At 47.9% G+C, this 14,050-nt stretch carries 11 protein-coding genes, 1 tRNA gene and 1 pseudogene; 9 read left to right on the forward strand and 4 right to left on the reverse strand.

The features are described from left to right. Positions 1–6: 6 nt before the first annotated feature. Positions 7–80 (reverse strand) — tRNA-Ala (locus tag HMPREF1551_RS08790). 153 nt (positions 81–233) lie between these two features. Between HMPREF1551_RS08790 and HMPREF1551_RS08795 the strand changes: the two genes are divergently transcribed. From HMPREF1551_RS08795 to HMPREF1551_RS08810, 4 genes are all read left to right on the forward strand, one after another. After that, positions 234–1,505 carry a polysaccharide deacetylase family protein gene (locus tag HMPREF1551_RS08795; protein WP_021628758.1) on the forward strand — a complete coding sequence of 424 codons (1,272 nt, stop codon included), beginning with the start codon at positions 234–236 and terminating at the stop codon, positions 1,503–1,505. 117 nt (positions 1,506–1,622) lie between these two features. Continuing rightward, positions 1,623–1,808 carry a hypothetical protein gene (locus HMPREF1551_RS08800; RefSeq protein ID WP_021628759.1) on the forward strand — a complete coding sequence of 62 codons (186 nt, stop codon included), beginning with the start codon at positions 1,623–1,625 and terminating at the stop codon, positions 1,806–1,808. Between the two features lie 108 nt (positions 1,809–1,916). Next, positions 1,917–3,191, forward strand: a complete 1,275-nt coding sequence (locus HMPREF1551_RS08805) for a UDP-N-acetylmuramoyl-tripeptide--D-alanyl-D-alanine ligase (protein ID WP_034544554.1) — start codon at positions 1,917–1,919, stop codon at positions 3,189–3,191. 10 nt (positions 3,192–3,201) lie between these two features. Next, positions 3,202–3,696, forward strand: coding sequence for a metallophosphoesterase family protein (locus tag HMPREF1551_RS08810; RefSeq protein ID WP_034544555.1), 495 nt, complete (start codon positions 3,202–3,204; stop codon positions 3,694–3,696). Positions 3,697–3,956: 260 nt separating this feature from the next. On the opposite strand, the gene priA is transcribed toward HMPREF1551_RS08810, so the two are convergent. The 3 genes from priA to HMPREF1551_RS08825 are packed head-to-tail and all read right to left on the reverse strand — an operon-like array spanning position 3,957 to position 8,164. Then, positions 3,957–6,404 carry a primosomal protein N' gene (priA, locus tag HMPREF1551_RS08815; protein WP_021628762.1) on the reverse strand — a complete coding sequence of 816 codons (2,448 nt, stop codon included), beginning with the start codon at positions 6,402–6,404 and terminating at the stop codon, positions 3,957–3,959. Positions 6,405–6,406: 2 nt separating this feature from the next. Beyond that, positions 6,407–7,138: a YggS family pyridoxal phosphate-dependent enzyme gene (locus HMPREF1551_RS08820; RefSeq protein ID WP_021628763.1), complete on the reverse strand. Its 732-nt coding sequence runs from the start codon at positions 7,136–7,138 to the stop codon at positions 6,407–6,409. A gap of 33 nt (positions 7,139–7,171) precedes the next feature. Continuing rightward, positions 7,172–8,164: an AAA family ATPase gene (locus HMPREF1551_RS08825; protein WP_021628764.1), complete on the reverse strand. Its 993-nt coding sequence runs from the start codon at positions 8,162–8,164 to the stop codon at positions 7,172–7,174. 183 nt (positions 8,165–8,347) lie between these two features. Here HMPREF1551_RS08825 and HMPREF1551_RS08830 point away from each other — a divergent pair, with 183 nt between their 5' ends. The 5 genes and pseudogenes from HMPREF1551_RS08830 to HMPREF1551_RS08850 form a co-directional block, all read left to right on the forward strand. Further along, the gene (locus HMPREF1551_RS08830; protein ID WP_034544557.1) at positions 8,348–9,088 is read left to right on the forward strand and encodes a Bax inhibitor-1 family protein; all 741 of its coding nucleotides are present in this window, start codon (positions 8,348–8,350) and stop codon (positions 9,086–9,088) included. A 27-nt stretch (positions 9,089–9,115) separates the two neighbouring features. Beyond that, positions 9,116–9,631 (forward strand): nitroreductase, encoded by a 516-nt coding sequence (locus HMPREF1551_RS08835; RefSeq protein WP_021628767.1) that lies wholly within the window; start codon positions 9,116–9,118, stop codon positions 9,629–9,631. 74 nt (positions 9,632–9,705) lie between these two features. Then, positions 9,706–11,364, forward strand: coding sequence for a DNA repair protein RecN (recN, locus tag HMPREF1551_RS08840; RefSeq protein WP_021628768.1), 1,659 nt, complete (start codon positions 9,706–9,708; stop codon positions 11,362–11,364). A gap of 81 nt (positions 11,365–11,445) precedes the next feature. After that, positions 11,446–13,311 carry an ABC-F family ATP-binding cassette domain-containing protein gene (locus HMPREF1551_RS08845; RefSeq protein WP_021628769.1) on the forward strand — a complete coding sequence of 622 codons (1,866 nt, stop codon included), beginning with the start codon at positions 11,446–11,448 and terminating at the stop codon, positions 13,309–13,311. A gap of 306 nt (positions 13,312–13,617) precedes the next feature. Beyond that, positions 13,618–14,050: pseudogene (locus HMPREF1551_RS08850) on the forward strand (heat-shock protein Hsp70); the annotation flags it as partial.

Raw genomic sequence — 14,050 nt, forward strand, 5'->3', positions numbered from 1 at the left:
CTGAAGTGGAGAATACGGGATTCGAACCCGTGACCTTTTGCATGCCATGCAAACGCGCTAGCCAGCTGCGCCAATCCCCCATTATTTTCAGCGGCAAAGGTACAACCTTTTTTTGAAACTACCTAATGTTTTTTTAAAATATTTTTCTTATTCCTTATTGAAGGAGAATTAGTCATTTGTCGTTTGTCGTTTGTCGTTATTTTCGTATTTTTGTCCCTGAAAAAGCAGCTGCTATGTTACTGATTTATACAGAAAAGAAAAGCCCTCGCTTTATGTACATCTGTCAGCATATCTTCGTGAAGATGTTGGGGCTTCGCATTGAGATTACTACCGATTTGGAGACTTTCGTCCGCTCGGACGAGAGTAAGCTCTCCTATGCCAAGTCTCCTATCGGCAACGAGCTGTTTATCAAAAACTTCGGACTGCTTTATGAAAAGGGAATACAGTCTATCGAACTCTTGGTGGAGCAGTGGGATGGGGTGCCTTACTTCTTTGCAACCAAGAAGGGACAGCTACCTTTTGATATTCTCTCGGCCTCCTTCTATCTGCTAAGCCGTTATGAGGAATACCTACACCACGAGGCACATCCTACGATTCCTTTTTCGGCTACCCATAGCGTGGCGTACCAACATCATTTCTTAGAGATTCCTATTGTGGATATATGGGTAGCTCGGCTTAGGAAAGCCTTGCAGGAGAAGTACCCCATGCTGGAGTTCGCCCCTCGCGAGAGTTCCATCGTATCGGTCGTTGAGGTGCCTAAAGCCTTCAAATACAAGCACAAAGGAATCTTACGTACTATCCTAAGAGGGCTTACCTACCTCTTCACCCTCCAGTGGTCACAGCTCTCACAGCTTTTCCGTGTGACAACAGGCTTGGAGAAGGATCCTTATGATTTGTACGAAGCCCTCATTGCTTATTTCCAAGAACATAAGCGCTATCCTACTTTTTTCTTCCTCTTGGGGGATTACAATTATTACGACCGAGGACTCTCGTATAACAATTTGAAATACAAACACTTGATCAAGTATATGGCCGATTATGCCATCGTCTCTATCTTGGGCTCGCACGATGCCATCAGCCAACCTGAAATCCTTCTAAAGGAACGCGAACGCATGGTCAATATCATCAACCGCCCCGTTAGGCGTTTCCGCGCCAATAACAACCTGCTACCCCTACCGGAGCTTTACCGCAACTTGGCCGACACAGAGTTCAAGGAGGACTACACCATGGGCTTCCCCTCTCATATGGGCTTCCGCTCCGGCACCTGTACCCCCTATGCCTTCTATGACCTGCGCTTGGAGGTGCAGATTCCTATCATCGTGCATACCTACGCCCTACATTGGCAGCAATTAGAGAAGTGCTGTACCAAAGAAACCCTTTACCAAATAGCCACCATAAAGCGACATACTCAGGAGGTAGCCGGCGACTTCATCTCTATCTTTTCCCCCGAATACCTCTCAAAAACCCCTAACCGCATCGCTATCTATAAAAAAGTAAATGACTAATTTAGGGGTTGGATTAGTGGTTAGTACTAAAAACTAATCCCTAAAAATTCTTGACTTTCGCTTTTTAAAATCGTATATTTGCAGTCTGAATCACTTTTCACTTAAATAAATAGACTTATGAAGACGATCACTATAGAATTTAATAATGCCACCAAAAAAAAGAAAAGGGACTTGCCCATAGAAACTGCTACTCCTAATGAGGAAACTCATAAGGCCTTTGTAGAAATGCAAGAAAACCGGCATGCCCTAAAAGGATATACCGATGTAAATCAGATGATTAAAGATATTTTGGAAGATGAATAATGAAGAAGAAAAAGAAATATCTTTACTCCGTTTAGGCTCTCATGCTGAACTATTCGGATAAAACAGCAATCCGTAGGCATTAACAATTAACCATTGATCATTAAAAAAGTGTCCATCTTATACGAAAAATTCAAAGAATGTGCGGGAGTTGCCACTGATACCCGCAAGGATTTGCAAAATAAGCTCTTCTTCTGCCTCAAGGGAGAAACCTTTGATGGCAATCAGTTCGCTCCTTTGGCTATAGAAAAGGGAGCTAAATATGTGGTAGTTGACAATGAAAAATTTGCTTACCTCCCTCAGGCTATCTTGGTGGAGGATACCCTCAAGGCCTTGCAGGACTTGGCACAGCAGCACCGAAAGCAGCTGGCTACCCCTGTGATAGCCCTCACTGGAAGTAATGGGAAGACAACCACCAAGGAGCTGATATACAGCGTGCTGAACCAGTCCTTTCGCGCACTCAAGACAGAAGGCAACCTCAACAACCACATCGGGGTACCGCTCACGCTCTTGCGCCTGACCCCCGATACCGATATCGCCATTGTGGAGATGGGCGCCAATCACCCTGGGGAAATCGCGGCACTTTGCCAGATAGCCGACCCCGACTTTGGCTATATCACCAACTTCGGAAGGGCACACCTAGAGGGCTTCGGCTCCTTTGAAGGGGTCGTCAAGGCCAAAAGCGAGCTCTATGACTATCTGAAAAAGGCCGACAAGCGGATTTTCTTCTGTCAGGACAATGCCCTACAGGCGGATTTGCTCGAAGGGTACAGTCAGACCTATTCTTTTTCCTTGGAGGGCAATGAAAAAGCACTTCTACAGCTGGCTCTAAGGGAAAGTATCCCCTTTGTCAAGCTCGCTTGGGGTGAAAAGGAAATCCCAACCCACCTTATAGGTCGGTACAATGCCATGAATGCAGCAGCAGCCATCTGCATAGGTCACTATTTCAAGCTCTCCAAGGAGGCGATCACTCGTGGGATAGCGGATTATGTGCCGAGCAATAACCGCTCCCAGTGGATCCAAAAAGACCGAGGCAACCAAGTGCTTATGGATGCCTACAATGCCAACCCAACCAGCATGCACGCGGCCATTGAGGCCTTTGGAGAGCTTAAGGTCGCCCATAAAGTGCTTATCTTGGGCGACATGAAGGAGTTAGGCGCTTATAGCCAAAAGGAACACCAGCAATTGGTGGAGGATATAGCTGCCCGCTCTCTATGGGATGCGGTACTGCTCTTGGGAGAAAATTTCTACCAAACTCGTACAGACTTTATGAAGTTCAGAACCTTGGCCGAGCTGAACCACTACCTAAGGCTACATCCTTTCTCCGATACCTCTTTCCTTATCAAGGGTTCCCGCTCTATGACTATGGAAAAAATAGAACTCTAAAACCTGAACCGTGAAGATTTTACTTCTATCCGACACCCATAGCTATATGGACGAGGCGATCCTAAAGCACGCCAAAGAGGCTGATGAGGTATGGCATGCCGGAGATTTTGGCTCCCTTTCAGTAGCGGAGGCCATCCAAGCTGTCAAGCCCTTACGTGGGGTCTATGGCAATATCGACGGCAGCGAGCTACGTATCCTTTTTCCTGAAAAGCAAGTCTTTGACTGTGAGGGTATGCGGGTACTGATGATCCATATCGGGGGCTACCCCTCCCACTACGCCAAGGGTATCCCCGAGCTGCTCCGCACTGTAAAGCCCCAACTCTTCGTCTGTGGGCATTCCCATATCCTCAAGGTCATCTACGACCCTAAATATGAGCTTCTACACCTCAACCCAGGGGCTATCGGCACCTATGGCCAACAGAAAAGCCGTACCATGCTCCGCTTTGAGATCAACGAAGGTAATATCTCCCAAATGGAGGTGATAGAATACAAAATTAATTGTTAATTGTTAATTGTTAATTGTTAGTAATATAAACAATTTAAGTTTCGAAAGCTCTATAACTTACTGATTCTCAAAACATCCCCCCCTCAAGGATAGTCTGCGAATACTTGGAGCAGAGTATGTGGATTGTGTAAGCGAGTATGTGAAAGTAAGTAGTAGAGGATCAATAAGTTATAGAAGAATCTTTCCAATATGACAAACAAATTAGGCTATTTCAATAATTGATTTTTATTAACAATTGATAATTAATAATTGACAATTATTTAGATATCCACATTATAAGAAACCTGTACAGCTCGAAAAGCAGCCACAGAGAAAAAACGCTGTTCTACCCGTAGGATATATTCCTTGACCCAGCTCAGGAGCTTGGGGGGAATTTTCAGTAGTATATGCTTGATATATTCGTTGCGAATACGAGAGATAGGCGGATATTCCGCTCCTAAGACCTCCACTCCTTGGGAGATAAGCCCCAAGCGCAGGGACTCGGCAAACCAATGGCTACTCTCGTCTATTCGTTGTTGCTCCTTATGCTTGAAGGTAATCCTAATCAATCGGTAAAAGGGCGGATAGTGGAAGTCACGGCGCTCTTGTAGTTGTCGGCCAATCATCTGCTCGTAGGCACCGTCCTTGACCTGTTGCAAGACCTCTTGGAACGGATTGTAGGTCTGTATCACCACTTGCCCCACGCTATCTTTGCGCCCGGCACGTCCTGCGATATGTGCCAAGAGCTGATAGCCTCGCTCTAAGGCACGGAAATCCTGCTGATAGAGCAATAGATCGGCATTCATAATCCCAACCAAGCCCACACGAGGAAAGTCCATCCCCTTGCTCACCATTTGGGTACCGACCAATATATCCGTCTCCCCTTTTTCCAAGCGATGGATAATTTTCTCAAAGCCGTATTTGCCCTTAGTGGTATCCATATCCATACGGTCGATACGTGCCTTAGGGAAGAATTGTAGGAGCTCCTCCTCTACCTTTTCAGTACCCAAACCTTTGGTTTGCAAGGTGTTGTAACTCTGGCAAGCTGGACAACTCGTTGGCTTGGGGATGCTATAGCCACAGTAGTGACAACGGAGCTGGTTTTGTAGCTGGTGATAGGTCAGCGAGACATCACAGTTGGGGCATTGGGGAATGGTATCACAGTGCTCGCATTGCAGATAGGGTGAGTAGCCGCGTCGGTTCTGTAGCAATATCACCTGCTTGCCCTGAGCGAGGGTCTGTGTCATGGCCTCTAAGAGGGTGTCGGAGAAGTGGCCTTGGGTTTCCTTTTTTTTGGTCTTTTCCTTCAGGTCTATCAGCGCTATCTGAGGGGGTTGGGTATTGGCAAAGCGCTCCGTAAGCCTTACCATGCCGTACTTTCCTATTTGAGCATTGTAATAGCTCTCTGCCGAAGGGGTCGCCGAACCCAAGAGCGTTTTCGCTCCATGTAGGTGTGCCAACATCAAGGCTACATCGCGTACCTGATAACCACCCTGTCCCTCGGCTTGTTTATAGGAGAGGTCATGTTCCTCATCTACAATCACCAGGCCTAAGTTATGGAAAGGCAAGAAGACCGCCGTACGCACCCCAAGGACAAATTGGGCTTTCTCTTTTTGAGCCAATACGTTATTCCATACCTCTACCCGTTCATGGGTGGTATATTTGTTGTGATAGACACTCATCTGGTCTCCGAAGAAGTGCTCCAAACGGCTTGTTAGCTGTACACTGATGCCTATCTCCGGCAGCAAATAGAGTACTTGCTTGCCCTGGGCAAGGGTTTGCGCTATGAGTTTGCTATAGATTAGGGTCTTACCCGACGAGGCCACTCCATGTAGCAAGACCGTGTTTTTTTCCGCAAATGATGTTTCTATCTCCGCCAATACCTCTTCTTGAGCCGCACTTAAGGGGTAGGTATCACTATCAGAGGCAAAGGACACGCGATCTACCGCCTCGGTATAGACTTCCAATACGCCATAGTCTATGACTTTTTTGAGCACCGAAGTCCCCACTTCTGCCTTTTCCAAGAGCATATCGGCGGTGATAAGGGATTGTTTTTGGGCTCGTAAGGCTACAAAAGCCCATAGGAGTTGCTGTTGGGCTTTGGTTTTAAGGATAGTACCTTCCAAAAGGGCATTCAGTGCCTCTTTCTCCTGATAAGCAGGCGCAAGTCGAAGGTATTTTTGGAGTTTGGGCTGGTATTTCTCAAAGATTTTCTCACTAAGGCGTACCACTCCCTTCTCTATCAGGGTCTTAAGCACGCCTATCGGGTTTTTCTTTTGGAGAATTTTACCCACCTCTCGGGTGGATAGGCAGGAGGTATGTCCCAAGGCTTCGAAGACTAAGAACTCATCATCGGAGAGGGTATCGGCCACCACGGGCTGCTCGGTTCGCTCCACCATGGTTTCACTCTCCAAAAGCAGCACAGAGGGCATCCCTAACTTGAGCAGCTCCCCAAAGCTGTCCAGATAATAGCTACTTGCCCAGGCAAAGAGCTGTAGCTGCCGTGGGGTCAGCACTGGGGTTTCATCTAAGATAAACTCAATAGGCTTGGTCGGGTACGAAGGGCTATGCTCATGTACCTTAAGGGTAATAGCCGTATGGATTTTAGATTTCCCAAAAGGCACCACCACCCGCATTCCTGCTTGTAGGAATGCGGCTTGCTCCTGATTGACCTCATAGGTGAAGGCCGGGCGCAGTGGCAAAGGCAAAACGACATCTACATAGGGCATAGCTATGCTTTTTGCTCATTCCAATAGTAGCTATCCGGATAGATGCGCTGCCCAAAGATGGCCGTACCCACTCGCACGATAGTAGCCCCCTCGGCGATGGCGATTTCCAAGTCGCCACTCATCCCCATAGAGAGCTCATAGGGCGCCACATCAGGGAGGTTAAGGGCAATGATCTCTTGCTGAATACCCTTGAGCAGCTGGAAGCACTTGCGCACCTTTTGCTCTTCGGCACTGAAAAGGCCTATGGTCATCATCCCTCGGATATGTAGGGTAGGTAGCTGTGCTACTTGCTTGACAAGTTCCAAGGCTGCTTCAGGTGCCACGCCGAACTTACTCTCCTCACCCGAGGTATTCACTTGGATAAAGACATCCATCTCTCGCCCTGCTTGGGTGAGCTTCTGGTGGAGCTTCTCGGCCAAGTCGTAACGGTCAAGGGACTCCACACAGCTGACCTCGCAGCGGAGAATGTCCTTGATCTTGTTGGTCTGTAAGTGACCGATAAAGTGGTTGGTATGCGGAATTGCCTTCAGGGCTTCGTATTTTTCCTTAAGCTCCTGTACTTTGTTCTCCGCAATGAGGGTATAGCCAGCGGACAAGGCCTGTGCTATACGTTCAGGAGTCACCGTCTTGGTAGCCAGTAGTAGCTTGACCTCCTTGGGGTCTCTGCCTGCTGCCTGACAAGCCTTATCGATACGGGCTTGTACTTGTTGTAAGTTATGTAGAATCGTATCCATTTTTAGGATTTAGGGTTTAAGGGTTAAAGGGCTTTAGAGATTAAGAGTTGCACCCATCCTAAAGCTATGAAATACAGACTGATTGTCACGCCTATCCACCGTGATGATGTCTGTTGCTTCAAAGTTGGACACCAAGGCTACCGACTGAGTGGAGATAATGATCTGACTTCGAGCTGACACCTTGCGGATAAGCCCTGCCAAGACATTAATGGCAAAAGGGTGTAGCCCCAATTCTGGTTCATCAATGATAATTACCTCTGGTGGGAAGGGCTGCATAAGCAGCGTAGCCAAAGCCATAAATCGCAAAGTTCCATCAGAGAGATGGGTGCTATTAAGCGGTATATCAGGATGTTGCTCCGTAAGCCATTCTAACTTAATAATGCTATCATTGAACCTATCCGGATGCAAATCAAATCTTTCGAAGTAGGGGGCTACCATTCTTACAACTGCCTCTATCTGATCGAAGTGGAAGGGATGTTTCTCTTGCAAATAATACAAAAAGGAAGCCAAGTTCCCTCCATCTTCTCGTAACACAATATTGTCTGTAAGTTGAGAAGACTTCCGTAAAGGGGCATTCTCGCTGGTATCGTGAAAATGATAGTTCTTAAAGGAGCGCATATAGGCTCCTATACGCTGTGCGACCCCTCTTTGATGATCCTTTAGGGTACTTTCTCGGCTATTAGCGCTCAAATGGGTCTGTTGCCCATTGAAAACATTCTCATAATCGACAAAGAGGGTTCCCTTAGCAGTAGGGGACAACTGACACTCATAAGCCTCCTGTCCAAAGCTTATTTTGAAGTAGATATGAGGGGTCGTCTTGCTCCCAAAGTAGAGTAGATTTTCGACCTCTTTCCTAAGGGAGTAGTTCTCCAAACGCTTTTCATAGAGATGATTTAGAAGCTTAAAGAAAGAAATAAAATTAGATTTCCCTGCTCCATTAGCTCCTATGAGTATATTGATAGCTCTCAGAGGCAATGTCATCTCTCGGATGGATTTGAACCCTTCTATGTGTATATTACTGATCATAAACGCTTTGAATCATCATGCTTCAAACGGCAAAGATACAAAAGATAATGATTAATGAATAACGCTTATTTGTTAATTTTTACTCGAAAAGACGGAAAAACAACCCACTCTGATTAATTAACAATGAATCCTTGATAATTAACAATTAAATTTGTATTTTTGCCCTTTAAAAAATTTTTTATCATGAGTACAAATTACCATTCTAGCTATAACAAAGATAGCTACAATACTTCCTACTCCTCCGCCCCTGAGCTGGTTTCTTATGCCTCTGAGAGTGAGCGAGCCATTTTCTATCGCAAGACTTACACCCATGTTGCCTTAGCGCTATTGGCCTTTATCATTGCCGAGACGGCCTTGACTCGTTTTGTCCCCGAAGAGCTGATTCTATCTATGTTCGGGGGTAAGTATATTTGGCTCTTTATCATCGGCGGCTTTTGGCTGGGCTCTATGCTGGCGCAGAAGTGGGCACATTCGCTTAACCGAACCACTCAGTATGTAGGCTTAGGGCTTTATGTGCTTTTGGAGTCCATTATCTTCCTGCCTTTGATCTATATTGCCTTAGCCTATACCGGTACGGAGGTGATCTCTCAGGCTGCTATTGTTACCTTGGCCTTGTTTGCCGGACTTACCGCTGTGGTCTTCATGACGCGTTTGGACTTTTCTTTCCTTAGAACGGTATTAGTCATAGGGAGCTTCCTCTCCTTAGGCCTTATCGTCGCTGGAGCACTCTTTGGCTTTGAGTTAGGCCTTTGGTTCTCCGTGGGGATGGTTGTTTTGGCTGCCGGAGGGATCCTCTACCAGACCTACAACATCAAGAACGAATACACCACCGACCAATACGTAGGGGCTGCCCTGCTGCTCTTCTCCTCTGTGATGCTACTCTTCTGGTATATCCTAAGAATTTTGCTCTCAAGAAGAGACTAATCCCCAACCATTATGCTGAAATAACTTATGAATACTACTGCTACCCTAATCAAACATATTATCAAAGCCCGCAAGAGTACATTTCCGGCGGACTATACCTCCGAGCCTATCCCTCAGGAGGTCATTGACGACATCTTGGACATCGCCACTTATGCCCCCAACCATAAGAAAACACAGCCTTGGCGCCTGAAAGCCTTCCGCGGCGAGGAGAAAGCAGCCCTCGGGGCTGAGCTACAACGCCTCTACAAAGAGCATGTCCCTGCGGAAAAGTTCTCTCAGGAGACCTTCGATACAATCGGCCAAAAAGCCGCCAAGTCCGATACGATTATTTCCATCAGTGTGGCTTTCTCCCAAAAGGTTCCCCAATGGGAAGAGGTCGCCGCCGTAGCGATGGCCGTGCAAAATATGTACCTGCTATGCACCGCTTATGAGCTGGGCTGCTATTGGGGCTCCCCTGCCTTCGCACCCAAGCTCAAGGACTTCTTACACTTAGAAGAAAACGAAGAAAACTACGGTATATTTTTTATAGGAAACCTTCAATAATGACTAATGACAAGAGACTAATTACCAATCATTAGTCACTTGTCACTAGTCACTTGTCATTAATCATTGAATTCGTGTTACAATCATTAGCTATTAAGAACTTCGCCCTTATTGAGGATATGAAGGTACCCTTCTCTAAGGGCTTTACCATTATCACTGGGGAGACCGGCTCCGGTAAGTCCATCCTACTCGATGCCCTCGCCTTGGTCTTAGGCCGCCGAGCAGACCTCTCTGCCTTGAGAAACAAGGAGGAAAAATGTGTGGTGGAGGCCGAGTTCGCCATAGAGAACTATGCCTTGGCCGACTTCTTCCACCAGGAAGAGCTGGACTATGAGCCGCTGACAATCATCCGCCGGGAGATCCTCCCTTCGGGCAAGTCCCGCGCCTTTGTCAACGACAGCCCCGTAACCCTCGATGTGCTCTCTCGCCTATCCAAAGCGCTAATCGACATCCACTCCCAGCACGATACCCAGCAACTAAGCGAGGAGGACTTCCAGTTCTTCCTCATCGATGCCTTAGCCGAAAACACGCCCCTGCTCCAGGAGTATCAGGCTGCCCTGAAGGTGTATAAGCAGCAAAGCAAAAAGCTACAGGAGCTAAAGGACTTTCAGGAAAACACCCAAAAGGAACACGACTATAACACCTTCGTCTTGGGCGAACTCCAAGAGATCGACCTGGAGGAAGGCATGCAGGAGGAGCTGGAGGCTTTCTATACCCAGGCCTCCAATAGCGAAACCATTCGGGACAACCTCACCGAGGCGGCTAACCTGCTGGCCGAGGAGGAGCAGGGCATCATGACCCAAGTGCGTGAGCTCTCCTCTCTTTTCTCCTCTCTTAGCAGCTATTCGCCTCAATACAACGAACTCTATGAGCGTATCGATGCCGTCTTTATAGAGCTGGACGACCTCTCCCGAGAGGTGTATGACCTGGCTGAAAATGTGGAATTCGACCCCAAGAAGCTCGCCCGTGTCCAGAAAAAACTCCAAAAAATATACGACCTTCAGAAAAAACACAAGGTGGCTACCGTCGCCGAACTCATCGCAATCGAAGAGGCCTTGGAGGCCAAAGTAGCCCAAATGGAAAACATAGAAGGGGATATCGAAATCGCTCAGAAAGAAGCCGACCTGGCCTTGCAAACCCTCAGTGCCCTCGCCCAAAAGCTCCACAAGGCTCGCGAGAAGGTCATCCCTACCCTTACCAAAAGCCTACAGACCTCCCTCAAGGACTTGGGTATGCCCAATGCGCAATTCCAGATCTCCCTCTCCCCTACCGACCACTATCAGGCCAAGGGCAACGATACACTCTCTTTCCTATTCTCGGCCAATAAGGGGGGCAACTTCGGCCTGCTGAAGAAAACCGCTTCCGGCGGGGAGCTATCCCGTATCATGCTCACCATCAAGTCCCTACTGGCTACCAAAATAGCGCTCCCCACCATCATCTTTGACGAGATAGACACTGGGGTCTCCGGAGAAATCGCCCACAAAATGGGAGAAATCATGAAGCAGATGAGCCAAAGCCGACAGGTATTTGCCATCTCTCACCTACCCCAAGTGGCCAGCAAGGGCGATGCCCATATCAAGATATACAAAACCGATATCGAAGGACGTACCACCACCCAGTTCCAAGCGCTCTCCCAAGAGCAACGCATCGAAGAAATCGCCCAAATGCTCGGCGGAAAGGACATCACCGACTCCGCCCGTGCCCATGCCAAAGAACTTTTAAAAAGTGAATAACGAAGAGTGAAGTGTGAAAAGTTCTCTTCAGACACTCACGCTTCACTGTTCTTTGTTCACTGTTCACTATTCACTTAATCCATGAACTATCTTTCTGTAGAAAACATATCCAAAGCCTATGGGGAGCGGGTGCTCTTCGAAAATGTGTCTTTCGGGATCAACAAAGACCAAAAAATAGCCCTCATCGCCAAAAATGGGGCAGGGAAAAGCTCCCTCTTGAAAATCCTCATTGGGGAGGACACTCCCGATACAGGGCAAGTAGTCTCCCGAAAAGGCCTCAAAATCGCCTTCCTCTCTCAGGAGCCTGCCCTGCCGGAGGAGCTATCTATTGAGGACTATATCTTCCAGGAGGACAACCCCATCCTAAGGGTTATCCAGCAGTACGAACATGCCTTGGAAAAGCCCGAAGACGAAGCCGCCTACCAAAAGGCCTTCGAGGCCATGGAACGCCTACAGGCTTGGGACTTCGAGAACCAATACAAGCAGATTCTCTTCCAGCTGAAACTCACCGACCTACACCTGCCTATCAGAAACCTCTCCGGAGGCCAGCGCAAGCGCCTTGCCTTGGCCAATGTCCTCATTAGCAAGCCTGACCTGATTTTCCTCGATGAGCCGACCAACCACCTCGACCTGGAGATGATCGAGTGGTTGGAGAACTTCTTCGCCAAGGAGAAAATGACCCTCTTCATGGTCACCCACGATCGCTATTTCCTCGAACGTGTTTGCAACGAGATCGTAGAGTTAGACCAAGGCACCCTCTATAGCTACAAGGGTAATTACAGCTATTTTTTGGAGAAAAAACAGCAGCGTATACAACAAGAGCAAGCCTCTCAAGAAAAGGCAAAAAACCTCTATGTACGCGAACTGGACTGGATACGCCGCCAGCCCAAGGCTCGTACCACCAAAAGCAAGTCCCGTATCGATGACTTTGCCCTAATCAAAGAACAAGCCCTAAAGCGCCGAAAGGAACACGTGGTAGAGCTGGAAATCGCCATGCAGCGCCTCGGAAGCAAAATCATCGAACTACACAACGTGGTGAAGAAATTCCCGGAGAAGACCATCCTCGACCACTTCTCCTATGTCTTCAAGCGGGGCGAACGTGTGGGTATCGTGGGTAAAAACGGCACTGGAAAGAGTACCTTCCTGAACCTGCTCACCGGCAAAATCGCCCCTGATGCAGGCAAAATTATCATCGGGGAGACCATACAATTCGGCTACTATACCCAGCAGGGCATTGAAATCAACCCTCAAGAGAAGGTCATCGATGTCATCAAAAAATATGGCGAATACATCCCCTTGCTCAAGGGGCGAACCCTCTCGGCCGCTCAGCTGCTCGAGCGCTTCCTCTTCGACCGAAAAAAGCAATATGACTATGTGGAAAAACTCAGCGGTGGCGAGCGAAAGCGCCTCTACCTATGTACCGTCCTGATCCAGAACCCTAACTTCCTGATCTTGGACGAGCCGACCAACGACCTGGACATCGTCACCCTCAACGTCCTCGAGGAGTTCCTGCTCGACTACGAAGGCTGCTTGGTGATCGTCTCTCACGACCGCTACTTCATGGACAAGATCGTAGACCACCTCTTCGTCTTCAAGGGAGATGGCCAAATTCAGGACTTCCCTGGCAACTATTCTGACTATTTTGCCTACGAGCAATCCTCCCCCAAGGAAACGGCTAAAGTAGAAGAAAAAGCCCCCACAGCAAAAAACTCCTGGCGTGGCGCCAACAACCCCCTCTCCCAAAGCGAACAACGTGAGTTTGCCCGCTTAGAGAAGGATATTGCCCAGCTCGAAGCCCAAAAACAAGCCATCGAAGCGCGCTTCACCGAGGCCTCCCTCTCCCCCGAGGAGCTACAAGAACAATCCCAAACCCTCAGCCAAGTCCTCTCCCTCCTAGAGGAAAAAAGCGACCGCTGGCTCGAACTCTCTATCAAAATCAGCGGCTAATCCAATATCGCCAATGCTAAATGATAAATGGTTAATGGTCAAAACACTTAAGAATCGACCATTAACCATTCTTTTTATTGTACAAATTCTTACTTCTCCCCCCTCTTTTCCTTGACTTCACCCCCTCGAATGTTGTAATTTTGCAGAGTCAGTTATTAGTGGTTAGTGGCTAGTTATTAGTGGTTAGTGGCTAGTTGTTAGGGGTTAGTGGCTAGTTGTTAGGGGTTAGTTTTTAGGGGGCATCATTAACCATTGACAATTAACAATTAATCATTGACCATTAATTTTTCACTATTCACTCAAACTATGGAAGAGGCTATAGAAATACTTTGGAGCTACGCACGCCGCGAACCCTTGGATAGCAACGGAGAGACCATCGTCCCTACCATCAATAATAGTATTGCCGCTATCCGTATCCTCTCTCGCTTGGAAGGATGGGAGAAGGGAAATAGTGAAGAACGAAAAATGAAGAGTGAAAAGCGAAATGCCGCTCCATGCTGGCGCGAGCTTGTAGCTCGTGCCGAAGATACCGAAGCTAACAAAGTAGAAAATACCCCATACTGCCGCGAGCTTGCAGTTCGTGCCGAAGATACCGAGGTTTTCAAATTGGAAAACGCAGCTCATCAGCAAGATAGTTCATCCGTTTTTCCCCCTTCGGGGGAAAGGGGGACTCTCCTCTCTTTCACACGCACCACGCTCCCAACCTTTACCCCAGCCCCCTTCCACGAGGCCTATTACG

The sequence above is a fragment of the Capnocytophaga sp. oral taxon 863 str. F0517 genome (genome assembly GCF_000466425.1).
Classification (GTDB): Bacteria; Bacteroidota; Bacteroidia; order Flavobacteriales; family Flavobacteriaceae; genus Capnocytophaga.

Coding starts and splice junctions, on each gene's coding strand:
- HMPREF1551_RS08795 (WP_021628758.1), top strand. CDS start 234: ATGTTACTGATTTATACAGAAAAGAAAAGCCCTCGCTTTATGTACATC.
- HMPREF1551_RS08800 (WP_021628759.1), top strand. CDS start 1,623: ATGAAGACGATCACTATAGAATTTAATAATGCCACCAAAAAAAAGAAA.
- priA (WP_021628762.1), bottom strand. CDS start 6,404: ATGCCCTATGTAGATGTCGTTTTGCCTTTGCCACTGCGCCCGGCCTTC.
- HMPREF1551_RS08820 (WP_021628763.1), bottom strand. CDS start 7,138: ATGGATACGATTCTACATAACTTACAACAAGTACAAGCCCGTATCGAT.
- HMPREF1551_RS08825 (WP_021628764.1), bottom strand. CDS start 8,164: ATGATCAGTAATATACACATAGAAGGGTTCAAATCCATCCGAGAGATG.
- HMPREF1551_RS08830 (WP_034544557.1), top strand. CDS start 8,348: ATGAGTACAAATTACCATTCTAGCTATAACAAAGATAGCTACAATACT.
- HMPREF1551_RS08835 (WP_021628767.1), top strand. CDS start 9,116: ATGAATACTACTGCTACCCTAATCAAACATATTATCAAAGCCCGCAAG.
- HMPREF1551_RS08845 (WP_021628769.1), top strand. CDS start 11,446: ATGAACTATCTTTCTGTAGAAAACATATCCAAAGCCTATGGGGAGCGG.